This window comes from Bacillus sp. FJAT-27001 (assembly GCF_019039175.1).
GTDB classification, from domain to species: Bacteria; Bacillota; Bacilli; order Bacillales; family Bacillaceae; genus Bacillus; species Bacillus velezensis.
Window position 1 is genome coordinate 631106 of sequence record NZ_JAHOAA010000001.1, and the last position, 22725, is coordinate 653830.

A 22725-nucleotide genomic window follows, 5' to 3' on the forward strand; every position below is an offset into this window, starting at 1 on the left:
CTATAGACGTGTGACTTTAACTTCAGGAAGAAGCTGCTGTACAAACTCTTCAGTTCCGAGTTCTTCAGAAAATGCCGTCGCGCTTCCGGAAGCAACTCCTAAACGGAACGCATCTTCCAAAGGCAGCTGTTTTGAAATTCCCGCAAGGAATCCCGCGACGACGGAATCACCCGCGCCTACCGAATTGACAAGCTTTCCTTTAGGAACATTGGCGAGGAAAACCGCCTCTTTCGTAAATAAAAGCGCACCGTCGCCAGCCATCGAAACAATCGCATGTTCAGCGCCTTGTTCAATCAATTTTTTACCGTAAGGAACGGCAGCTTCGGCTGAATCAATGACCGTATTGAACATTTCCCCAAGCTCATGATGATTCGGTTTCATCAAAAACGGTTTCATTTCTGTCGCTTTCATCAGCGCTTCACCGGAGATGTCCACCACTACCCGGGCATTCTGCTTTCTGCATGCCTCAGCAATTTTTTCATACGTGTTATGCGGCAGGGAAGAAGGAATGCTTCCCGCTAAAACGACGATGTCTCCTTCTTCCAGAGCGGAGAACTGTTCTAAAAAGGCATTGAACACTTCGTCTGAAATCGTCGGGCCCTGTCCGTTAATTTCCGTTTCATCGCCCGTTTTCAGTTTTACATTTATACGCGTGTCTTCATCCACCTCAGAAAAAGCCGTTTCCAGACCTTCCTGCTGCAAAAATGACGTGATATAGTTTCCGGTAAATCCGCCGACAAATCCCAATGCTTTTGACGGCACATGGTGTCTTTTCAGTAATCTCGAAACGTTGATGCCTTTTCCGCCGGGATACTTCGTGTCATAGCTGGAACGGTTTAAACCGCCTACGGCAAAATCTTCAACGTGAACGATATAGTCAACAGACGGATTGAGGGTTACAGTGTAAATCATGGTTTCACTACCTTTACGACAGTTTTTTCTTGGTAATTATCGAATGCAAGTTCTTCAGCTTCAGTGGTAATGATAGCGGCATCGCCCAAGGCGGCGAACGCTGCGAAAGAAATCTCGCCGAATTTAGAAGGATCGGCTAAAACATACGCATTTTTCGCCTGTCTCACAGCCTTTGTCTTCAGAAGAGCCTCATCCGGATCGGGTGTTGTAAAGCCTGCTTCAATGTGCACGCCGTTCACCCCGAGGAAGCTTTTGTCAAAACGGTACTGGCTGACCGCCGTTAATGAGGCGCCGCCGATCATCGCACCTGTTCTATGCTTCACATATCCTCCGAGAAGATAAAAGGGGATCCCTTTCCTTATTAAAGCGTCGATATGCATAACTCCGTTTGTGACAACCACAATGTCCTTAGATGGATCTATAAAATCAATCATGTGCAATGTAGTTGTTCCCGCATCAAGATAAATACAGTCACCTTCTTCTAATAAAGATGCCGCTTCTTCTGCGATCTTCAGTTTATCCTGAAGGTTTTTGGAGGATTTTTCAAGCATATCGGGTTCTTGCCTGCTGTTGGAAAGTTTAGACGCCCCGCCGTGAACGCGCTTTAAAAATCCGCGCTCTTCAAGTGTTGATAAATCTCTTCTGATCGTTGATTCAGAAGCATTTGTCATACTTATCAGCTCTTGAATCTTCACCACATCACGCTTTTCAATCTGATCCATAATCAGCTGATATCTTTCAGGAGTGAGCATATTCCGCCTCCTTTGGAAACGTATTCATTTCGGCTGCAAGATAATTGTAAACGCTTTTTTTACTTCTAGCAACTAAAATCACTCAAATTCATTCAATAACTATCAAAATCTTTCACATTTGTTCATATTAACGTATGTACATAGGGTTTGTAAACTGTAAATTCGACAAAAAGAGGGACAATTGTATGACATTTTCTTTTTATCATAAATGAAAAAAGTCTATTATATTCATTCAATCATTAAAACACAAAAAAACCCCATGCAGACTGCATGGGGCGCCGATTATTCATACCGTAACGCTTCAATCGGATCTAAGCGAGATGCTTTGTTGGCGGGCAGCATGCCGAAAATGACACCGATCAGCATACTGAACAGCACACCGATACAAACCACCTGCCAGGAAACGAGCGACGGCCAGCCTGCGATAAGGGAAACGAGTGATGCTCCCCCGTAGCCGAGACAGATTCCGATTAAGCCGCCGATTAATGTAAGCACAACAGATTCAATTAAGAATTGTGTCAGAATCTGTCCTCTCGTGGCACCGAGCGATTTGCGGATGCCGATTTCTCTTGTCCGTTCCGTCACTGATACGAGCATAATATTCATGACCCCGATCCCGCCGACAACGAGAGAAATACCAGCGATCGAACCGATGATCGTCGTCATGACGGTCGTGACCTGACCGATGCCCGCCGCGATTTCTTCCATATTCATGACTTGATAGGCCTCTTTTGTACCGTGATTGTCATTTAAGAGACGGGCCGCTTCTTTTCCTGTTGATTTGATTTGATCAGCTGACTCCGTCTGAACGGAAACGTTGCTGTAGTCGTTAGTACCGAAAGACGTTTTCAGCATGTTGAACGGCACATACATTTCACTGAGCCCTAACGATAAAAAGCCGCTCTCTTCTTTCAGTACGCCGATTACTTCAACGGGCTGTCCGCCGGCCCAGACGATTTTTCCGAGCGGAGACGTTTTCCCGAACAGCTTTTCAGCCATTTTTTTCGAGATGATTCCCGCTCTTTTCCCGGAAAGAAAATCATTATCCGTAAATGTCCGTCCATCTTGAACGTCCAGCTTTTTTACGTCCATGTAGCCGCTGTTAATGCCGTTCAGCGTAATATCCGTGTCTTCTTCATGGTAACGTGCCGTCATGGATTTTACCGCGGAAGCAACAACCTGCTTTACGCCGTCCACACCTTTTAATCCATTAATATCTTCTTCTGTAAAACTCGCTTCCTGTAAGGCGTTCGGATTGGCTGTTAATTCTTCATCACTGGGCATGTAAAACAATTCAATCGTATTGCCCGGCCCGCTGATGGATTGCTTCAGCATTTGCTCTCCGCCCTGGCCGACAGCCACAACAACGATTACTGAACCGACGCCGATAATGATTCCGAGCATTGTCAGAATCGATCTCAGCTTGTGAGCTCTTACGGAACTGAGGGCCATCCGGAGATTTTCTGACAGGCTCATTCCCCCACTCTCCTCTGCTCAGCATCGCGGGAAACGATCATGCCGTCACGGACGAAAATCACTCTGTTTGTACAGTCCGCCACTTCAGGCTCATGAGTGACAAGCACCACGGTCACGCCCTCTGCATTAAGCTCTGTGAACTGCTCCATAATGGAAATGCTTGTTTTCGTATCCAGCGCGCCGGTCGGTTCATCAGCTAGTATGAGCTTCGGTTCGTTCACAATGGCTCTTGCAATCGCGACACGCTGCTTCTGGCCGCCGGACAGCTCATTCGGCATGTGACGCATCCGATCCGCCAAACCGACTTTTTCCAGCGCATGCTCAGCCCGTTCCTCACGCTCTTTTTTGCCGATACCGGCGTAGATCATGGGGAGTTCGACATTTTTTCTTGCATTCAATCGCGGCAGCAGCTGAAATTGCTGAAAGACAAATCCGATTGATTTGTTCCGGACCGCCGCAAGCTCTTTTTCGGTGCATGAAGAAACATCTTCGCCCGCAAGCCTGTAACTGCCGGACGTCGGTCTGTCCAGACAGCCGATGATATTCATGATCGTAGATTTTCCCGATCCCGACGGTCCCATAATTGACACATATTCTCCTTCTTCAATCGTCAGGTCGATTGAACGGAGAACATCAAACGTCTCCTTGCCGATCTGATAGCTTTTTTTCACCTTTGAAAGCTGAATCATCTATGCTTTCACATCCGTTCCGTCAGTCAAACCGTCAGCCGGATTCAGAATGACTTTATCATCCTTTGAAAGCCCCTCTTTTATCTCCGTAAGCTGATTTGCGGTATCGCCGACTTTAACTTTCACGCGTTTGGCCTTCCCGTCTTTTACCGTAAAGACCCAGTGCTCATCTCCGTCTTTTTTGACCGCGGAGGACGGCAGCGTATCGGCTTTCCGTTTGTCTGTTTCAATGTTCATAATTAATTTAAACCCCGGCTTGCCCTCCGGAAGGTTTCCGATCAGCTTAACCTGGAACGGATACTGCACGGCCTGTTCCGTACTTTCCCCCGAAGCAGCGCTTGACTTTTGATCAGGAACGAGGCCGACAGCCGCCACTCTCCCTTTCCACGTTTTACCTGGAATGGCGTCTGAGGTAATTGTAACGCTTTGTCCCTTTTTCACTTTCAGCGTGTCGTATTCGGACAAATTGCCGGCAACGATCAGGTGTTCCGGGTCTCCTATATGTATAACCGGTTCTTGAATATCCGATTTTTTAGAAGCCGCTTCTTGATTTACCGAGATTACCGTCCCGTCCATCTCACTCTTAACATTGAGATTCGCCACCTGATTTTCAAGAGACTGCTTTTGCAAATCAGATTGCTTTAATTCGATTTCCGCCGTTTTTTGCTGAAGCTGCAGATCAGTCCGTTCGGATTCAATTTGTTTTTTGGCTTCCGCTTCTCCCACTTGTTTTGCCAGATCTTGTTCCTTGCTGTTTAATGCTCTGAGTTTTTCTTCAACTTGTTCGATTTGCATCCGTTTTGATTGTTCTGTCAACTCATTTTGTTCTTTATCAAGATTGAGCTGCTCATTTGTATACGTGACTAACGACGACCCTTTTTTTACTTTGTCGCCTTCTTTTACTTTCACTTTATCAAGAGTTCCTTTATCCGCTTCATAAAAAACATACTGTTCTTTAGAGAATTTAAGTGTTCCCGGAACCATAACCGTAGAGGAGATTTCTCTGTTTTCCATGGTTCCGGTTTCGATTTTTTTCCCGGCGCTGCCGCCCGCGGGAGCGGCAGACTTATAAATATTGATACCGATGAATACTGCAACAATTACGGCGATGCTGATTCCGATCCAAATTTTTTTCATGTTATACACCTGCTGTCACTGAACTTAACAGTCCTCCGACTGCCGAAACTAAAAGCATAATAACAAACAGGACAATCGCGGAAGTCCAGGCCGCTTTTTTCGAAATGCCGCCTGTATAGCGAAGTCCCAAAGCGAGCAGAATATAGCTCCAGATGCTGAAAATGTCGAACGCGCTTAAAAAGACCGCGACGCCGCCTCCGGCCGGTATGACACTCGCCAAAGATGTAACGGCATACAATGAGCCCGCACCGGTAAAATAAGTGACAAGACCGTTAATAACTAAGCCGATATTGGTAATAAATGCCGTAAACAGGCTGAGTGAGAGCATTTTTTTGTAAGTTGTTACGCCGCCTGAAATTTTAACGCACAGCCAGTAAATGAGCGGAACGATAAACAGAGCGATAATGCCCCCGAAGATTCCTCCGAACATCGAGCCGAATTTAGCAATGGTTTTGGTCATTTCAATCTGATCATCCGACAATCCGTCAAGAGATGAGCTGTTCAGCACTTCTTCATAATTCATCCCCAATCCGCGCAAAATACTGCCGGCCGCGATGAGAATGATGACAATCAGGAGAGGAATGCCGATGACCGGCTTCTCTTTTAATCTTTTAAACTGCACAACAGGACTTGTAATGACGCCGAAAATTGACGGCTTTTCCGTTACTGCCGTATTGCTTTTTTCCAGGTTTGGTTCCATATTGCTGATGCCTCCTATGTATTATTCTGTTTATACGTACGCTTTAGGCTGAGAGAAGTTTCAATTTTTTTGCCGTTTGCGTATTTATGCTAAATTGTAACACAAATTCTCAGCTTTACGTTCCATAATTATGTAAAAAAAAGCATTGTCAGACCGGTATGACGGGAGGTTCAAAGCCTTGTGAAGGCACTGTCTTCAGCCTATTCATGCAGTCAAAACCAGCTCAATCGCATATCCCTTTAAATCCCATTTAGATATTCTCTGGAATTCAGCGCCTATATACAAAAAAGCCGGATGGCAATCATGCACATCCGGCTCTTTTTTCACCCTCCGCTTACAGGAGGGATAAAGGCAATGGTATCACCTTCTGTTACGATGCTGTTGTCTTTTACATATGTTTCATTGATTGCGATCATGGCATTGTCAATCGTCTGAAGGCCGTACCGTTCCTTTAGCAGCGTTTTTACAGCAGACGCCGCCGTCTCTTTTTCGTCAAGTTCAATGACCGGTGTTCCCGCCTGCTCCGCAAGCCCGGCAAACAATAATACTTTAATCATCGCGATTCCCCTTTATGCAAATCCGGTTTTCCGTTCGGATAGGGCGTTGTTTCCAGCTGATCGCCTATCCATTCTTCTCCGTCTTCCCAGATTTCTTTTTTCCATATCGGCACAATCTGTTTTATCCGTTCAATTGCATATTCATTCGCCTCATATGCCGCCTTTCTGTGCGGAGAAGACACGGCGATTACGACCGCTGCTTCTCCGATATCAAGGACGCCGACACGGTGAGTGATTGCAGCTTCGGCTCCTTCCCATTTCGCACTGATTTCATCGCCGATTTGAGAAAGCATTTGAACAGCCATCGGTTCATACGCTTCATATTCGAGACGCACCGTCCGCCGTCCGGCAGTCCACTCTCTGACCGTGCCGATAAACGTTGTGATGGCGCCGGCTTCACGCTTTTCAACTTTTTTTACGATATTTTCCGCAATGATAGGTTCCCTTGTAATTTGAAAACGTTCCATTTATGCAGATTCCCCTTTCAGCTGCGAAAGCACAAACATCATGGCAGCCGGATCGTCCGCATGGAAAACGGGCATGCCTGCATCTGCCGGCATATGCTCCGTATTTCTGCTGACAACCGCGATCACGCGCTCCAAATGCTTCAGCTTTTGCCAATCTTCGCTGTCTTTGATCATAATGATTTTCGGATGCGGCGCATGTTTAAATCCCTCTATGAGAAGACCGTCAATTCCCAGACATTCATACAGACTGATCAAACCCGCCAGATCCCATTTTTTTCGCGCCGTAAGCTGCAGGACGCCGTCCCCTTCTACTGCCGTAACCGCGGCCCCGGCTTTTGAAAAACGCTCCGAGTCTTTTCCGTCAGAAAAAGGTTCCGGTTCTCCGCCGTGTCCGTGATGTTTTAAACATCCAATATCGCACTCTTTCGGCGCCGCTTTCAGCACACGTTCAATAAACGTTGTTTTACCGCTGTTTTGAAAACCTACGATCTGGACGATCGGGAAAGAATTGACCACGGCCATTCACTTCCATTCTCATCACGGATGAGGAGCGCGTGAACCGTCCGGCCCGCTTCATACCCCCTCGTTCCTCCCGGCAGAAGGATAAACGCGTTTGCTTCGGCCAGAGATGTGACTGAGCTTGATTTGTCGAGACCGACCGGTGACGCCATCATCTTTCCGTCCTTATGATAAACAAATGCCCTCACAAATCTCGTAAACGGATTCGGTTTCGGAAAGTCGCTTGTTAACACGGCTTCCGCCCATCCGGAATGAGGTTTTTCATTCAGAAGCCATGTCCGAATCATCGGTTTGACAAACAGGGTGAATCCGACATAACATGCGGACGGATTGCCTGAAAGGCCGAACAGCAGCATGTCATCGGCCCGGGCGACAGTTGTCACGCTCCCCGGGCGCATTGCCACTTTGTTAAAAAGAACTTCCGCTCCGAGCTTATTATAAATGTCTGGGAGAAAATCAAAATCGCCGACTGACACGCCGCCGGTCGTGATCAGGAAATCAACTTTTTTCATAGCTTCCTTCACCGCATCATAGCTGTCATCAAAATCATCGGAAATTTTCCCTAAGTTCAGCGGTACCGCGCCCGCTTCAATGACCTGGGCATACACCATGGCAGCGTTGCTGTTGCGGATTTTCCCCGGCTCAAGCGGATCGCTGACATGAAGAAGCTCGGTTCCCGTTGCGATAATGCCGACAACCGGCTTTCTGACCACGGGAACGGAAGCATAGCCGAAGGTTGCTAAAAGAGCGGTTACGCCCGGCGTGATTTTCGTCCCTTTTTTTAATAGCGGGCTGCCCTTTTTCGCATCTTCTCCTTGATATGAAATATTATCGCCCGCATGAAAAGGGCGTTTCGCTGACATGTAATTCGTCCCGTTTTCAGAAAACGTTTTTGTCAGCTCAAGCATCACTACGGCATCCGCGCCTTTTGGAATCTGCGCCCCCGTCATAATGCGGACCGCTTCATAAGGGCCGAGTTCTTTTTCCGATACGGCGCCGGCTCCGATATGGTCAATGACTTCAAAGGTGACGGCATTGTCACGGGAAGCCGTTTTTGAATCGCTCGCCCTGATGGCAAACCCGTCATACGGGGAACGGTTAAAGGCCGGCACATCATGATCCGCCTTAACATCCTCCGCCAAATAGCGGTGGAGACTGTCCTCAAGCGCCACCCATTCGGTATCCCCCTGTTTTTTATACCGGCTCACCCGGCGGACTGCTTCGTCCACCTGAATCGGCGTTCTTTTTTCAAGCATAGCAATATCTCCCCTTCCTACAGTCCGATCACCCTGGCCAGAACTGAATTTGCTTCTTTTATATCGTTTGTACCGTGAATCAAAGCCCGTCCGTCCTGAAAAATAACGATTCTGAAGCGCTCATACGCCATGTGCAGCAGAAATTCATTTGCTTCCACTTTACCGATCTGCTTCAGACGTTTGACAAGCTCTTCTTTATCCAGCCTCTTTAAGGCTTCCGATCTGATTTGAACGGTGTCTCTTCCGCACAGCACGCTTGCTTTCGGCCTGTTTTCAGGCTGCAGATACGGATATACGGGCTCCGCGCCGCAGGAAGGGCAATGATCCCGTTTGATCTGATCCACATTTATGCTCATATTGGTGTTATTCCACACGTCAAACGTGAAAAAGAGCCGATTTACCGCCGCATGATTTCCTGTCAGCAATTTCAGCGCCTCAGCCTGCTGATAAGCGGAGACGATATGAACCGCCGGAGGTATGATGCCTGCTGTATCACATGTCGCTCCGCCCACGGGCATTTGCTCAAACAGGCAGGATAAACACGGCGTAACCCCCGGAATAATCGTCATGCACATTCCCTGACTGCTGACACAGGCACCGTAAATCCAAGGTGTTTTCGTTTTCAGCGCCAGATCATTGATGACCATTCTCGTTTCAAAATTATCTGTCGCATCCACGATGCAATCCGCTTGTTCGATCAGCGGTTCGAGCGTTTCTGCCGTACCTTCCGCCGCGTAAGCATCGATATGTATATCACTGTTTACCGCCAAAAGACGCGCCTTGGCCGCCATTGCTTTCGGCAGGCGCTGTCTCGCGTCTTCTTCTGTATACAGCTGCTGTCTTTGTAAATTGCTCCATTCCACATAATCCCGGTCAATAATCGCCATACGGCCCGCTCCGGCTCTTGCCAAACCCTCTGCCGCGGCTGTTCCGAGGGCTCCGGCTCCGACAATCAGGACACTGCTGTCAGCCAGCGCCTGCTGCCCTTTTTCCCCTATCGGCTTAAATCTTGTCTGCCGCGAATAGCGCTCTTCCATCTGTGTTGTCCCCTTGCATTTTTATTTCCATCATACCATGTTTCTCCCCGATCAGTCTTGATTTGAAGACTCGACATGCGCCAAAAGTCTGGTGTAATCATCCTGTGTGTTGATATTAGCGAACTCCTCCGGCCCGGCGCCGATGTCTTCAGCCTGCACATAACAGACAGACAGCCGTTTCAGCGTGTCTGTCATTTTCAGTTTGTTTTGTGTCAGCTGATCAAAAAGCACATCCTGCACCCGTTTATGGTAAACCGCCAAGAGGGGATGCTCTCTGTTTTTACAAACCGGTATGACAGCGTCCAGATTTCCGGTCAGCTTCATTTCAAGCGCCGCCATCGTTTTTCTTGTCACGAGCGGCGTGTCACAGGATATGACCGTATATATTTCGCCTTCCGTTTGTTTCATTGCCGTATAGATGCCGGCAAGCGGGCCCATTCCCCGAAACCGCGGCTCATCGGCAAAAACATGCCGCTCCCTGTTTGATAAGAACTTTTTTATATGCTCAGGGCGGCTGATAATCACCGTTTCTCCGCCGCCGAAGGCTTTTTTCGCCTGTTCATAAAACATGCCGCCCTTCCACTTTGCAAAAGCTTTCGGTTCTCCGAATCTTCGGGAAGCTCCCCCCGCTAATATTACATTCACCCGTTTCATGTCATCTCTCTCCCATTCTATATAAAAGCATAGCAAACGCCTCAGCCGAAATACAATATTACGGTGCTTGTCTGTTTAATTAAGAGGAATAGCCGTTGTTCCTTTCCCATATTGTAGTGTTAACATCATGAGGGAGATGGTTCTTATGAAAATATCAGGTCCGTTTTTCCACGACACTTCTCAAGAGAACCTTTACTTGAAATCTGAACTTTCCAGATGCAGAAAATTAATTTCAGAATTTGAAGCAAGCTACTTCCATCAGAAAAATAATAAGCTTCAGGAGGAAAACGCCAATATTAAAGAGCGGCTTCACAAGCTTTCTGACGAATTGGAAGCCATGGCTCAAAAACACAAACAGACAAGTGACACGGAACGTTCTTTGCATGAAATCAGAGCCGGGCTGCTCGATAAAATCGTCATTCTGCAAGAACTGCTTCAGCAGGAAACGTTTCGGCGGAAAAATGAGATGGAAGAAAAGCACCGTCTGCATCTTACAAATGTAAAATTTGAAGAAGAAAATAAAAACTTACATACCCGCATCCGCTCACTTGAGACCGCCATTCAAACTGAACGGACTTCTCACGAAGATATGAAACAGCGTTATCATGCCGCTGCAGACGAAAATACCCGGCTTCAAACACAAATGATAGAAAAAGAATACCAGCTCAAACATATTAAAATAGAAATTAATCATATGAGAGATCGAATACTAGAAACAAAAGAACGGCTTGTAGAAATAGAAAAAACGAAAGAAAAGTTATTTCAAGAAACCATTCTTTCATATAAACGGCAGCTGGACGAAAGTGATGCTTGGATTGCCGGCCATTTTGCTGATATTGACAGCCGCACGGCGGAACCGGCGGAACAAGCTCTGGAAATCCCTTCTGTTTCCAAAGAGACTGTTCAGGCAGAAGACTTGCTTAAAGCCGTTACCGAACAAGTCATCTCCCTGCAAAAACAATTTGTACAATCAGAGTCCCGCGATCAGTCGTTTGATGAAAAACTGGATGCGTTGAAAGAACGTGCTGACGGCGAAAAGCCTTTCCAAAAATATGTCGTCAAGCTTGAAAAAAAACCTGGAAAAGATGCGTCACTTCCGCAGAATAAGCGGGAAAGCGCAAAAAAACTGCTTGAGTAACGCAAGCAGTTTTTACTGTTTTATTCAGCAGCCGTATCATTTGCCGTTTCTGCTGTTTCCTGAGAAATTTCTCCCTCAAGAATATATTGGCCGCGGTATGGTTTTTTCACTTCCGGATACATTTTAATTAAGCTTTGCATAAATGTTGTCATATTAGGAATTTCAAGGCCGCTTTCCTTTTCAATTTCCTTTTGCAGTTCGGAACTTTTAATCGCTGCATTGTGGCGTTTCAATGTTTTAATCGCTGCTTCGCGCAGTTTTGCCGCTTTTGATCCCGGTCTCGCCGTCCCTCTTCTTCTTCTTGTAGAACCGTCTGGAATGCCGGCGGGAAGAGACGTAATAGACTGCATCTGCGGCTGGGAGGATTGAGGCTGTGTCTGCGGCTTTTGATAGCTTCTCATTTCCTGTGCTGCAAGCTCTGCAAGCACCGGGAGAGAGTCACTTTTTTTCTCCGGACGAAACTCTTTTTTTGTATCGGACAGGCTGCCTGTATTGTCTAATTCTCTCAGTTTTGCATATATTTTATCACGTTCTATTTGATATTCACGAATGACTTTTACCTCTGCTTCGTTCAATTGTTCTAAACGTAAGCGCAGCGCTTCTCTTTCATTAAACATGTGTAAAACCCCCTGTCAAAAATTTAAACGCTTTTATTAAGATATTAGATTACAAAAGTAATTTTATCAACTATTATTTTATCATTTTACTATTTTATTTACTCTATGAAAAATTGCTTATTTTCTGAAAATGGTACTTTATATACAAAAATCCCTTATCATATAGGGGATTCTGGACAAAGTTCCAATTTATTCAACCATTTCAAAATATAACTTGAAATTACTTGTTTAATGAAAATTAGCGTGATATCTACAATTTTCGACTATAATATGTAAAAGATAATGATATCGATAAAACAAGCGGTACAGCGTGTTTACGGCTGTTTCTCTTATTTTTTAAGCCACACATGCCATATTGGAATTTTTTATCCAATAAGCACAAAAAAACCCTGTTACCTAAACGGCAAAGGGTTTGCAGAACCGAGACAATAGTCCGACGGAGATTGTCCCGATTACTCAGAAGCCTGCTCCGTTTCTGAAAGTACTCGGCTGACACGTTTTTCAAGCATTTTCATCCCGCTTCCTCCCGCTTGAAAATGGCGGAGCTGTCCGGTTTTATCGAAAAGGTAATAAGCCGGCACATATTCATTTTCAAATGCTTCAGTCAGCGTATGATCGCTGTCGACGTAAATCGGCTGAGAGATATCGTGTTCAGCCGCTGTTTTCTTGATTTTCTCAAGATCAAGATCGTCTTCGGAACGGGGCATGTGAACGGCCACCACATTCAGCTGATCTTTATATTTATCACGAAATTCGTTCATCTCAGGCATCGCTTCTTTACACATGCGGCAGCTGGCGGACCAGAAGTGAATCAGTGCCGGCTTTCCGCCGACCAGCTGTTCCTTCGTGACTTCTCTGTTAATCCATGCTTTAGCGCCTGTCAATTCAGGCATTTGCTGACGTAATTTCATCTTATTTCCCTCCTTATGAAAAAGGTTTTTTGCCGGGGCTTTCAGTTTCGCCGGGCAACGTTCTCCTGTTTTCCCTCCAAAGGATATGATTTGGCTGAATCACCATGTTAAAATGAGTGTGGCGATTCCTTAGTTCATATCTTCACAAAAATGATGATATTGAAACCGGGCAATATGAACAAATCATAAATGAAATAACTGGTTTCTATTAAAAGGTTTATCTTATTTTAAAAACGGGTATATCACTTTTAGCTTTTTCCGCAAAAGACTTGAAAGGAAGACATCACTATGATTGATTTAAAACACTTTGACTGGGCCGGGCTTCTCACATCTGCCGGGATTTTCATCATAAAGCTGGCTCTCATTATTTTAGCGTACTTTATTTTCCGGACGGCAGGAAAAAAGCTGATCAAGCATCTGTTTCAGAAATTCGAGCAACAAAACAACCTCTCCACAGGCCGCGCTTATACTTTGCGAAGCCTCGCGCTTAATGTATATGGATACATCTTGATTTTCGTTTTTATCGTGATGATTTTGGATTTATTTCACTACAATCCGAGCGCTCTCATTGCCGGCGCCGGCGTGGTCGGTCTCGCAGTCGGCTTCGGGGCTCAGGGGCTTGTCAGTGACATCGTCACCGGATTTTTTATCCTTTTGGAAAAACAGATCGACGTCGGCGATTATATTACGGTTGCCGGCTACAGCGGCATTGTCGAGCAGGTCGGTCTCCGTACGACGCAAATCCGGAGCTTTGACGGCACGCTTCACTATCTTCCCAACCGGGGCATTACGAATGTGAGCAACCATTCCCGCGGAACGATGCAGGCGCTTGTCGATATTAAAGTGCCGCTTGAAAAAAATCTTGATGAAACCATTCAAATCCTGCAAACCGCGTGTGACAAAGCAGCCGCTGAGCTCCCGCAGATTAAGGAAGGGCCGGACGTCATCGGGGTTCAGGATTTAAGCACGTCAGAAATGGTGATCAGAATCATTGCCAAAACAGAAAATATGGAGCAATGGCGGATTGAACGCGTACTGCGGAGAGAAATAAAAATCGCGCTCGACCGTTTTAAAAACGCCGCTTCCGCCGAATAGAAAAACCGAAGCGTAAGCTTCGGTTTTTTCTTTTTAATGAAATTTTTTTTCCACTTCGCTGCAGATTTCGTCGGCGGTCATTCCGGAAGCCGTAATGACGGGAGCCTGAGTTGACGTATCGGCAATTCCTTGGACATTGCTGTCAAGTCCGGTTACGACACAGCAGTCACAATTCTTCGCATCCTCAGGAGTCTTCATCATCACTACGTCATATCCTTTTTGTTTTAACGCCTGTTCTACATCCGATAAAGATTGTTCAATTCCAATTTTTTTCGTCATATTGAACACCTCCGTTATGTAGAATGCTCAATTATTGTTAGATTATTCTTCTTTTCGGATTTAATTGGCATACTTCGAAAAATATCCGACCATGACATTTACCGCGGTTTCCATCGCATCTTCATCCGGGTTCAGCTTGGCGTGATGAAGCCCGTGGGATGAATCGGCCCCCAGCCAGAACATAAAGCCGGGATATTTTTTCAGCATATAGCCGAAATCTTCTCCGGTCATCGCTTCTTTCGCCGTTCTCACGTCAGCAAGCTGATGATCGCTGACAAATTGCATAAATTCTTCGGTCAGGCCGCTTGTATTATAAACTTGATGATAAACGGACGGATACGTGACTTTTCCTTTGCATCGGAAGCCGATTTCAATTCCTTTGACAAGCTCTTCAATTCGCTTTTTCACCATACGCATTGATTCCTCGGAAAGCGTCCGGATGGTTCCCTCCAGATGAGCATGCTCTGCGATGATATTTTGCGCCGTGCCCCCGGTAATCGTTCCGACAGTTATCACAGCGCTGTCAAGCGGATCCGTATTTCTGGATATGACCGTTTGCAGCTGCGTGACAAGCGTGCTCGCGGCAACGACCATGTCGTCTGCTGTATGCGGATATGCCGCATGCCCGCCTTTCCCCTCAAGATCGATGACAAGCTCGCTCGTATTGGCAAACAGCAATCCGCTTTTGGTGGAAATTGTACCTACAGGAAGCTCAGGTGCTATATGGAGAGCGGTAATCAAATCCGGCGTCCATTTTTTCAGCACATCGCTTTCAAGCATCGGTTCCGCTCCGCCCGGTCCTTCTTCAGCCGGTTGGAATAAAAAGAGCAGATCATGTTTGACGGGATGATGGACAAAATGATCAATAATGCCGAGCGCAATGGTCATGTGCATATCGTGGCCGCATGCGTGCATAAAACCGGGGTGTTCAGATACAAACGGAAGCCCCGTCTGCTCTTCAATCGACAGAGCGTCTATATCCGCTCTGTAGGCGAGCATTTTTTCCGGAGCCGTGCCGTTGACTTTGACAAAGATGCCGGTTCTCCAAGTTTCGATTTCAATTCTTTCCTCCGGATATTGGTTCAATAGATTCAGCAGGTACTGTTGGGTTTTATATTCCTGAAAGCCGATCTCCGGAATGCGGTGCAGATCTCTTCGGATGGCAATGAGCCGCTCTTTTTCCATATGTATTCCTCCTTGAGATAAGAATAAGGCGTGGATTTTATCATCCACGCCCATTCTATCAAACCATTCCTTACAGCTGGCGTAATTCCTGTTTGATTTCTGTTTTGCCTTTTGTTTTTTCATCGATATCTTTGATTTTTTTCGCAGGTGTTCCCGCTACAACGGTATATGGCTCGACGTCATTTACAACGATGGCTCCGGCAGCGACAACCGCGCCTTTACCGATTGTTACGCCTTCAAGCACAACCGCATTTGCGCCGATCACAACGTCGTCTTCCACGACAACAGGCTTAGCGCTAGGCGGCTCAATAACGCCCGCTAATACAGAACCCGCTCCGATGTGGCAGTTTTTGCCGACAGTCGCGCGTCCGCCAAGAACAACGTTCATATCAATCATCGTACCTTCGCCGATGACTGAACCGATATTAATAGATGCACCCATCATGATAACGGCATTGTCGCCGATTTCAACTTGGTCGCGGATAATAGCGCCGGGCTCGATTCTCGCTTTAACATCTTTTAAATCAAGCATCGGGATCGCAGAGTTGCGGCGGTCATTTTCAATGACGTAATCCTCAATTTTGTCTTTGTTTTCTTCGATTGCGCTTTTAATTTCAGCCCACTCGCCAAAAACGACGCCGGATTGGCCGTTCAGGAATGTTTTAGCGGAATCGCCAAAGCTGATTCCTTCAAGATCGCCTTTTACATACACTTTTACAGGCGTTGATTTTGTACTATTTTGAATAAATGAAATAATTTCATTTGCATCCATCATTTTCATATGTATTGTCCTCCTCTGATTTTCTACCTCATTACTGTAACAAAGGAAGGATACAAAGACAAGAAAAAAAGGAACAAGCCTTTATTCTGCCGGCTGGCTGCACAGCGCGGCAAACTGTCTTCCGAATTCCCGGAGCTCTTCTTCCTCACTGCCCTCAGGGTTGTTTTCAATTTTGACCGACGGCAGCACCACCCGCCCGCCGCGGGCCGTGATTACTTTTTCCAATTCGTCAACCGCCCCGCAAAAAAACTCATAGGACGTATCTCCGGAACCGAACAAAGCAAATGTTTTTCCCGTAAACTCCAGGTTTTCCATATCTTCAGCAATATCGAGCATTTCATCAGGAAGATCCCCGTCTCCCCACGTATATGTGCCTAATAAAATATACTCGTAATCATTAAAAAGTTCGGCATGAATATCCATCGCTTCATATCTGTCTACGGATGCTTGTGCTTCGATCAGCCCTTTTTCAATTAAATCCGCCATCGCCTCGGTGTTTCCTGACATTGTGGCGTAAACAAGCAATACATTCCCCATCTTCGTCTCTCCTTTATGCATAAAAACTAATGTGCGAGCCGAACCGCCTCATACGGTCTGACAAACTTACTTTCGTAAAGGCCCGCGCAAAAAAAGTTTTCTTCCCGGTTGGCCACCCGCCATCCGTGACCGCGGATCGTATCAAACCACTTTAATTCACCGGCGGCGAGATCAGCTTGATAAATACGCGAAAATCCGTTTTCGTCCTGTGACGATGTGACATAAATAATCCCGTTATCCTCAGAAACGTCGAGAAATGATTTTTCCCGTACGGCGGGTCCGGCTGTAATGGCAAACTCCTCTTGCGTCCGCACGTTTCGGACGGCAACCTCCCCACGTTCTCCCTTTGCCGCGCCCTTTGCTGCAATGAGCCAGTCATTCTGATACATCATCATTGAAGCCGTCATGCGCTGCCTTTCGCGGATTATACGCCGGATGCGTTCTTCCGTCAGATCATACGCCCAAATGCCGCCATGATTCATATGAATTCGGGTGCCGATATAAATCGTCTGACCGTGTAAACAAAGCGAACGGATGACAGGCGGCTCCTTTAATTGTGAAAAGGGCTTAGCCACATGCCAAGTGACGCCGAAATCATCAGATAAGTAGAGGCAGTATGTGCCGTGCGCACAGACAAACCCGTCATTCCGCCCGGCAACGGCCCATACGGAGGCGCTGGTCGGAAACCGGGAGGCCGTCCAGGTCTTTCCCTGATCGGCTGATCTGAGGACGGCGCCTTTTTCTCCAGCCGCGAATATGTAGGGCCCTATGTAAGTCAGCACATAAATTCTGCTTTTCACTCGGAATAGTCTTTTCCAGCCTTCTTCCGCCGAAAAATGAAAAATACCTTCGCCTTTCACAGCGACAAAAAATCCCGAAGATACTGATGCCATGACAGCCGTCGCGCCTTTATGAAACATGGCACTTGTCTCCGTGGTGAGCGGCCCATGCAAGAAAACCGCGGACAAATTCTTTGCAGCATTCCTGATCCTCAGCCGTCTCGGGCGCCAGCTCAATTTTCAGCGTTTCCGGATATAAATTGGCTCCGGCCTGTTCAAACGCATCGCAAAACACCGTGACCGCTTCGCAAAACTTCGGGTAGGCGTGATCGCCTGAACCGAAACAGGCCGTTTTCAGTCCGTTGAGCTGGCTGTGCAGAATATCTTCGTAAAAATCTTCCGCTTCGTAAGGAAGATCACCATCCCCCCATGTGTACGTGCCGACAAAAACATAATCATATGCTTCGAGAGAATCCGCCTCTGCTTCGTCCATGTCGAGACAGTCAACTGCTATCTGATGCCCGCTCAGTGTTTCTTTTATAATTCCGGCAATATCCTCTGTATTCCCCGACATGCTTGCGTATATCATTAATGCTTTCTGCATATAATCACCTCGTAATTGATAATGATTTTCATTAACATATATAACACTTTAAATGATAATGATTTTCATTGTCAATAAAAAATAAAAAAAAGACAGCATGATTGCTGTCTTTCTAAAATGGGCGTTCCTGCTTCAGCATATCTTTAATGACAGAAACAAAAGCCTGCACCTGTTTTAATTCAAAGGCCGGCTCATATCCGAGCAGCCATGTGTCACGGCCGATCGGATGGTCCTTTGTATCAAGCAGGGGCATTTTATTTACTTTATCTTCCTCTTCTAATGTGACTGACGGCAGAATGGCATAACCGATCCCGTGCAGCGCCATCTGCTTGCACGTTTCAATCTGATCGACAAGGATGGTCTGTTTCGGCGAGGTTTTGAATTTTTGATGCCACCAATGCTGAATTTCCTGAAAATATGTACTGTCGCTTTTGAATTGGATGAACGGCCGGTCGGTATGGGCAATATCATCAATACAGGAAATTTCCGTATCGACCAAATATAAATGATCGGTCATTAAATAATCTTTCCGGCCTTTCCATTCCGGATTTCCCCGGATAATGCCGATATGTACCTGATCTTCATACAGACTTTTCAGCATTTCGCTGCTCCACCCTGTAATGAGAGAGACCTTTGCATTCGGATATCGTTCCACATATGTTTTTAACACTTTCGGAAGCCAGTGCTGCCCGATAATCGAAGCGACGGCAAGCTTTAGTGTGCCGTGAATCTCACCCTCAAGTTCATCAATGTTTTCTCTGATTCTTTCTTGCCGATCCGTGACGTCATTTGCAAATTGTATGATTTTTTCTCCTGCCGGCGTTACCGTAAGTCCTTTTTGAGATCTTAGAAAGATCTTTGTTCCCCAGGCTTTTTCAATGGTCTGCAATCGCTGGGACAGAGCCGGCTGTGACACGAATAACCGTTCGGCAGCCTTCCTCATGTTTAATTCCTCAGCTAAAATTACGAGCATATGAAGCTCTTGAAGCTGCATGTCGTCCTCCTTTTCAATGCCTTTTCGTATTTCTTATCTACCATTCTAATAAAATAAAGGCTGCCGAGGCAAGCGCCACTCATATGTATGCGTTTTCTTTTTCTGGCATGCAAAAGAACAAATAGGCTGATCGTGCGAGCCTACTTATTCAATGATCTGATATGACTGCTCAACTGCTTTAATACGACTCTTCTCGTGAAAATGCCTTCAAAGACGCCTTCATCATTTTCAACGCAGACAAAGCCGTTGTTAATGACCATGCTGAACCCTTTGATAATCGGATCATTGATGTGGAGACGGGGAATGTCTTTCAGCATGACTTCCTCAACCGTAATTTGATCCAGCTTCTCAAACTCGATCCGTTCAAGTCCGAAAATGCTGTTCATAATCATATTTGTCCCGATCAAACCGTGCAGACGGTACGAAGCGTCAAGGACGGGAATGGCGGTATAGCCGGTTTTCGTCAGCACTAATAGAGCATGCTCAAGGTTGTTTCCGACTTGAACGTGCGCCACTTTATCCGCCTCGATCATAAATTGTCCGACTGTTGCATCAAGAAGCTGATCTGATTGTAAGCTAATCATGTCACTTCGACCCCTTTACATTTTTCATCAAAGCATGTATTCCCTATATTGCAATAATATAAACATTATCATTTTTTGTCGAAAAGTTTCCGTCAATAAAAAAGATACTCTTTGCAATCGAGTATCAATTTATAGGCCGCTGATTAATTTTCATTCCGAAAACGGTCATAGAGCGTTACGAGTTTTTTATAAGTGGTTCCATCAACGCTTTTTGACCCTGCTTCTATATCGTTGATTTCGCTGGTCAAAAGCTCAATGGCATATTCTTGATTGATCAGGATATTCAGCAGAAGTTTCTGTTCTTCTTCCGTAAATCGTTCACCGATAAGACTCATACGTAATCAGGCCCCCTATTTTTAACTGAATACCTCCGAAAGCAAGGTGAAATTTGCTTTCAGCTCTACCGCTAGAATAAGTAAACAGAAAAAAATCGTCAACCGCATAATTCGACATTTTGCGGATTCTGTATGAAATATTATTTTGTGTAACGATTGGCATAACTGAATGCTGTGCAGGAATCGGGCTTGATTTTCGCTTCAATGCCCATCGAGGTAATGCGGCCGGTCATTTCTTGTATCAATTCTTTTGTCAGCCCTTTTTGACCGATATCCAGATGCACTTCAAATGAAAGATCCGCCCCTTCATCCGTAAAAGGCAAGAGCAAATCTGTCAGTTCCATAAGACGGCCGTCGAGGATATGCGCAGCCATCTCCTGGCTGAATGCGGTTTCCAGCGAAATTTTTTCGCGAAGGCTATGTATCGGTCTTGCAAGATCATGATTTTTCAAACAGCCCCAAGCTCCCTTGCCTGTACGGTGCAAGTGTATAGCCGTAATAAACTTTGTGAAGTCGCGGTAAACTTGTGAATCAGTCCCTACAGACAGCACGTATGCTGAACGGGGGTCTTTATTGACAAAGCGTTTCAGCCGCTCCGTCACGTCTTGAAAGGTCATCTGTGCCTCAGAAAGATTATAAAACAGAAAAGAATCAGCCATGTACGGACACTCCTCTTTCCAGAGTCTACAACCAAACGAACAAGCACGTTCCTTTGCATAATTTAATAAAGCTCCGCTTGCGGAAGACCGGAAGCTTGGTCAGCCTGAAAAATCAAATCAAATTACTGAAGGAGCTCAAAAATTTCAATAGAAATCATGTCAATGTTATCAAACGGATATGTGTTAGGTTTTTCACCTTTTTGGAAAACCGTCAGTTCAAACGTTTGATTTTTTTCGAAATATTTAACACTGCAAATTTTTTCGCCGTTAACTTCAAAATAACGCTGCATCGGCTCGTTAGCCGCTTCCGCTGTTTCTTGCAGACTTTGCAGCCGCGTGATGATACCCATTAATTGTGACATTCTAAAAAAAGACTCCTTTCAAAAAACAACTTCAAATCAACAAGTATTTATTATAATACAAGTTCTACAGAGCATCATACCATAAAGTAGACCGGGATGGCATTTTCCCGCTGGATTTTCAAAAAGAAATAAACGGGAAAACCGTGTTTTCGAATAGTTTGAAGCTTTTTTCGGAATGTCATACACCTTTCAAAAATAATTTTTCACTTTTTGAGCCGCCATTATCAAATGTATGTAAGGAGAAGCCCTTTTATGAGGAGATAGCATAAAAAAACTTGGCGGGGGTAGCGCCAAGTTTTTTCGGATCTTGATCTGATAGAGGGGTTGGGGAACAGAGAGTAACTTCTCTCTATAACTAAATGATAATGATTATCAGTATCATTGTCAATCGTTTTTTAAAACTTTTTTCAAATGAACAAAAAAAGCGGCATACAGCAGCCGCTTTAAAGTAACCCGTCCTGTTCATATAAATAAGAGTAAGGCAGATCGATAAATAAATACATATTGTCATCCATCGGGTATGAAAAGGTTCTGATCATCTCACCTGTCTCAATATCACTGTACAGGTCACTGAAAAAGCCTTTTCTTGAATTCCGCATCTTCATGATGTTTTCTAAAAAGTACGGACGCCAGCTCCAGTTTTTCTCCATGTATTCAGGCTGATAAAGCCATTCGCCGGACTGCTTGAACACATTTCCCGTCAGCTGATAGCCTTCTTCATCACACATATAAATTCTGAAGCAGCAGTCGGTCAGGTTTTCCGCCAGTTTTTTAATAAACTCATCGTCCGCCTGATGGGTTTTCTTCAGCTCGGAAACTGCCTGATTGACCCGCTTATAAAAATTCTCAGAGTGTTCATATACCGTTTCCAGCTTCTTTTTTTCTCTCGTAATAAATTGCTGAAACTCCGTTTTCAAGCGTGCTTTTAACAGGCTCCGGTCTATAAAATCCCCGCTCGGCGCCTGCAGATAATAGCCTTGAAAAAATCGGCCTCCGTTTCTCCATGCGTACTGGAGCTGGAAATCAGCTTCTATATCTTCATACAGCAGCGCGGCGCCGATTTTTCTCGCCAGCAATGAAATGCTGTACAGCACATGCTCATATGATGGTGACGGCTGAGATACCTTCAGCGCCTGCAAATCTATTTTCAGAAGGTCCGGTGAAAGGAGCGCGATTCTGTCCAGGTTGCTGCTCTCCTTACCTATATTGTCCACCGCGATTTTAATGCCGTATGTACGATAGTAGGCAAGCATATGGTACAGCTGTTCAATGTCGCCTTCGAAATTGTGCTCGGTGATCTCAAGCACAATACGGTTCAATTCAATGCCCTGCTCTTCGTATTCTTTCAAAAGCTCAAGAAAGCTTTCGCCGTGGTCAAGCATCAATACATTCGCATCCTGATTGATAAAAATCAACAGATCACGGTCAGCTTCTTTAAACCGCTCCAGCGCCTGCCTGATGACTCTGTCATCGACCTCAAGCTTATATTCTTCCGGAATGCCGGAATCTAAGAAAAACGGCCCGAGGCTCTCAATCTCCGCATCTGCCAAAATCCGCCCAAGCACTTCGTAGCCTACGACTCTTTGTTCCTCAGCGTTAAAAATCGCTTGGTAATACGGAATGACATCATCAATATTCGTCAGTATATCAAGTGGGTCCAACATGTTATCACCTGCTTCTCTATCTTTGTCTGATTATACACAATTATA

28 protein-coding genes are annotated in these 22725 nt (G+C 45.6%); 2 read left to right on the forward strand and 26 right to left on the reverse strand.

Annotated features, from left to right (window positions below):
• The 12 genes from pfkB to BGM27_RS02345 form a co-directional block, all read right to left on the reverse strand.
• A complete protein-coding gene (pfkB, locus tag BGM27_RS02290) occupies nucleotides 1–912 on the reverse strand; it encodes a 1-phosphofructokinase (protein WP_003154572.1) in 912 nt (303 codons plus the stop codon).
• A complete protein-coding gene (locus tag BGM27_RS02295; protein WP_007409639.1) occupies nucleotides 909–1664 on the reverse strand; it encodes a DeoR/GlpR family DNA-binding transcription regulator in 756 nt (251 codons plus the stop codon). Before BGM27_RS02295 ends, pfkB begins: the two co-directional genes overlap by 4 nt.
• 282 nt (nucleotides 1665–1946) lie before the next feature.
• Nucleotides 1947–3140 carry an ABC transporter permease gene (locus BGM27_RS02300; RefSeq protein ID WP_007409638.1) on the reverse strand — a complete coding sequence of 398 codons (1194 nt, stop codon included), beginning with the start codon at nucleotides 3138–3140 and terminating at the stop codon, nucleotides 1947–1949.
• Nucleotides 3137–3829, reverse strand: a complete 693-nt coding sequence (locus BGM27_RS02305; RefSeq protein WP_007409637.1) for an ABC transporter ATP-binding protein — start codon at nucleotides 3827–3829, stop codon at nucleotides 3137–3139. Before BGM27_RS02305 ends, BGM27_RS02300 begins: the two co-directional genes overlap by 4 nt.
• A complete protein-coding gene (locus tag BGM27_RS02310) occupies nucleotides 3830–4966 on the reverse strand; it encodes an efflux RND transporter periplasmic adaptor subunit (RefSeq protein WP_007409636.1) in 1137 nt (378 codons plus the stop codon).
• A 1-nt stretch (nucleotide 4967) separates the two neighbouring features.
• Nucleotides 4968–5666, reverse strand: coding sequence for a YknW family membrane protein (yknW, locus tag BGM27_RS02315; RefSeq protein WP_007409635.1), 699 nt, complete (start codon nucleotides 5664–5666; stop codon nucleotides 4968–4970).
• Nucleotides 5667–5989: 323 nt separating this feature from the next.
• Nucleotides 5990–6223 carry a molybdopterin converting factor subunit 1 gene (moaD, locus tag BGM27_RS02320; RefSeq protein ID WP_007409633.1) on the reverse strand — a complete coding sequence of 78 codons (234 nt, stop codon included), beginning with the start codon at nucleotides 6221–6223 and terminating at the stop codon, nucleotides 5990–5992.
• Nucleotides 6220–6690: a molybdenum cofactor biosynthesis protein MoaE gene (locus BGM27_RS02325; RefSeq protein WP_007409632.1), complete on the reverse strand. Its 471-nt coding sequence runs from the start codon at nucleotides 6688–6690 to the stop codon at nucleotides 6220–6222. The genes moaD and BGM27_RS02325 overlap by 4 nt, the downstream gene beginning before the upstream one ends.
• Nucleotides 6691–7212 (reverse strand): molybdopterin-guanine dinucleotide biosynthesis protein B, encoded by a 522-nt coding sequence (gene mobB, locus BGM27_RS02330; RefSeq protein WP_007409631.1) that lies wholly within the window; start codon nucleotides 7210–7212, stop codon nucleotides 6691–6693.
• Nucleotides 7173–8465: a molybdopterin molybdotransferase MoeA gene (locus BGM27_RS02335; RefSeq protein WP_007409630.1), complete on the reverse strand. Its 1293-nt coding sequence runs from the start codon at nucleotides 8463–8465 to the stop codon at nucleotides 7173–7175. Before BGM27_RS02335 ends, mobB begins: the two co-directional genes overlap by 40 nt.
• Nucleotides 8466–8482: 17 nt before the next feature.
• Complete coding sequence (locus BGM27_RS02340; protein ID WP_007409629.1) at nucleotides 8483–9502, reverse strand: molybdopterin-synthase adenylyltransferase MoeB; 1020 nt, start codon at nucleotides 9500–9502, stop codon at nucleotides 8483–8485.
• A gap of 51 nt (nucleotides 9503–9553) precedes the next feature.
• A complete protein-coding gene (locus BGM27_RS02345) occupies nucleotides 9554–10156 on the reverse strand; it encodes a molybdenum cofactor guanylyltransferase (RefSeq protein ID WP_007409628.1) in 603 nt (200 codons plus the stop codon).
• 145 nt (nucleotides 10157–10301) lie between these two features.
• Here BGM27_RS02345 and BGM27_RS02350 point away from each other — a divergent pair, with 145 nt between their 5' ends.
• A complete protein-coding gene (locus BGM27_RS02350; RefSeq protein WP_007409627.1) occupies nucleotides 10302–11294 on the forward strand; it encodes a coiled-coil domain-containing protein in 993 nt (330 codons plus the stop codon).
• Nucleotides 11295–11314: 20 nt separating this feature from the next.
• Here the strand turns inward: BGM27_RS02350 and rok are convergent, their stop codons facing one another.
• Together rok and BGM27_RS02360 are read right to left on the reverse strand one after the other, a co-directional pair.
• Nucleotides 11315–11911 (reverse strand): transcriptional regulator Rok, encoded by a 597-nt coding sequence (gene rok / locus BGM27_RS02355; RefSeq protein ID WP_003154591.1) that lies wholly within the window; start codon nucleotides 11909–11911, stop codon nucleotides 11315–11317.
• 452 nt (nucleotides 11912–12363) lie between these two features.
• Entirely contained in the window at nucleotides 12364–12822 is a 459-nt protein-coding gene (locus BGM27_RS02360) for a TlpA disulfide reductase family protein (protein WP_007409626.1), read from the reverse strand.
• Nucleotides 12823–13110: 288 nt separating this feature from the next.
• Here BGM27_RS02360 and BGM27_RS02365 point away from each other — a divergent pair, with 288 nt between their 5' ends.
• A complete protein-coding gene (locus BGM27_RS02365) occupies nucleotides 13111–13917 on the forward strand; it encodes a mechanosensitive ion channel family protein (protein WP_007409625.1) in 807 nt (268 codons plus the stop codon).
• A 33-nt stretch (nucleotides 13918–13950) separates the two neighbouring features.
• On the opposite strand, the gene BGM27_RS02370 is transcribed toward BGM27_RS02365, so the two are convergent.
• From BGM27_RS02370 to BGM27_RS02425, 12 genes are all read right to left on the reverse strand, one after another.
• Nucleotides 13951–14196 (reverse strand): YkuS family protein, encoded by a 246-nt coding sequence (locus tag BGM27_RS02370; RefSeq protein ID WP_003154596.1) that lies wholly within the window; start codon nucleotides 14194–14196, stop codon nucleotides 13951–13953.
• Between the two features lie 60 nt (nucleotides 14197–14256).
• Nucleotides 14257–15381, reverse strand: coding sequence for an N-acetyldiaminopimelate deacetylase (locus tag BGM27_RS02375; RefSeq protein ID WP_007409624.1), 1125 nt, complete (start codon nucleotides 15379–15381; stop codon nucleotides 14257–14259).
• 70 nt (nucleotides 15382–15451) lie between these two features.
• Entirely contained in the window at nucleotides 15452–16162 is a 711-nt protein-coding gene (gene dapD, locus BGM27_RS02380; protein WP_007409623.1) for a 2,3,4,5-tetrahydropyridine-2,6-dicarboxylate N-acetyltransferase, read from the reverse strand.
• An 81-nt stretch (nucleotides 16163–16243) separates the two neighbouring features.
• The gene (locus tag BGM27_RS02385) at nucleotides 16244–16699 is read right to left on the reverse strand and encodes a flavodoxin (protein WP_007409622.1); all 456 of its coding nucleotides are present in this window, start codon (nucleotides 16697–16699) and stop codon (nucleotides 16244–16246) included.
• A gap of 26 nt (nucleotides 16700–16725) precedes the next feature.
• Entirely contained in the window at nucleotides 16726–17619 is an 894-nt protein-coding gene (locus BGM27_RS02390; RefSeq protein WP_007409621.1) for a WD40/YVTN/BNR-like repeat-containing protein, read from the reverse strand.
• On the reverse strand, nucleotides 17609–18082 hold the full coding sequence (locus BGM27_RS02395; RefSeq protein WP_007409620.1) for a flavodoxin: 474 nt from the start codon (nucleotides 18080–18082) through the stop codon (nucleotides 17609–17611). Before BGM27_RS02395 ends, BGM27_RS02390 begins: the two co-directional genes overlap by 11 nt.
• A 112-nt stretch (nucleotides 18083–18194) precedes the next feature.
• Complete coding sequence (gene ccpC / locus BGM27_RS02400; protein WP_007409619.1) at nucleotides 18195–19076, reverse strand: transcriptional regulator CcpC; 882 nt, start codon at nucleotides 19074–19076, stop codon at nucleotides 18195–18197.
• 140 nt (nucleotides 19077–19216) lie between these two features.
• Nucleotides 19217–19660 (reverse strand): cyclic-di-AMP-binding protein CbpB, encoded by a 444-nt coding sequence (gene cbpB, locus BGM27_RS02405; RefSeq protein ID WP_003154608.1) that lies wholly within the window; start codon nucleotides 19658–19660, stop codon nucleotides 19217–19219.
• A gap of 143 nt (nucleotides 19661–19803) precedes the next feature.
• Nucleotides 19804–19995 (reverse strand): antirepressor AbbA, encoded by a 192-nt coding sequence (abbA, locus tag BGM27_RS02410; protein WP_007409618.1) that lies wholly within the window; start codon nucleotides 19993–19995, stop codon nucleotides 19804–19806.
• A 140-nt stretch (nucleotides 19996–20135) separates the two neighbouring features.
• A complete protein-coding gene (locus tag BGM27_RS02415) occupies nucleotides 20136–20654 on the reverse strand; it encodes a ribonuclease H-like YkuK family protein (protein WP_007409617.1) in 519 nt (172 codons plus the stop codon).
• A gap of 122 nt (nucleotides 20655–20776) precedes the next feature.
• Nucleotides 20777–21016: a YkuJ family protein gene (locus BGM27_RS02420; RefSeq protein WP_003154613.1), complete on the reverse strand. Its 240-nt coding sequence runs from the start codon at nucleotides 21014–21016 to the stop codon at nucleotides 20777–20779.
• A 443-nt stretch (nucleotides 21017–21459) separates the two neighbouring features.
• A complete protein-coding gene (locus BGM27_RS02425) occupies nucleotides 21460–22680 on the reverse strand; it encodes an EAL domain-containing protein (RefSeq protein ID WP_007409615.1) in 1221 nt (406 codons plus the stop codon).
• Between the last annotated feature and the right edge of the window lie 45 nt (nucleotides 22681–22725).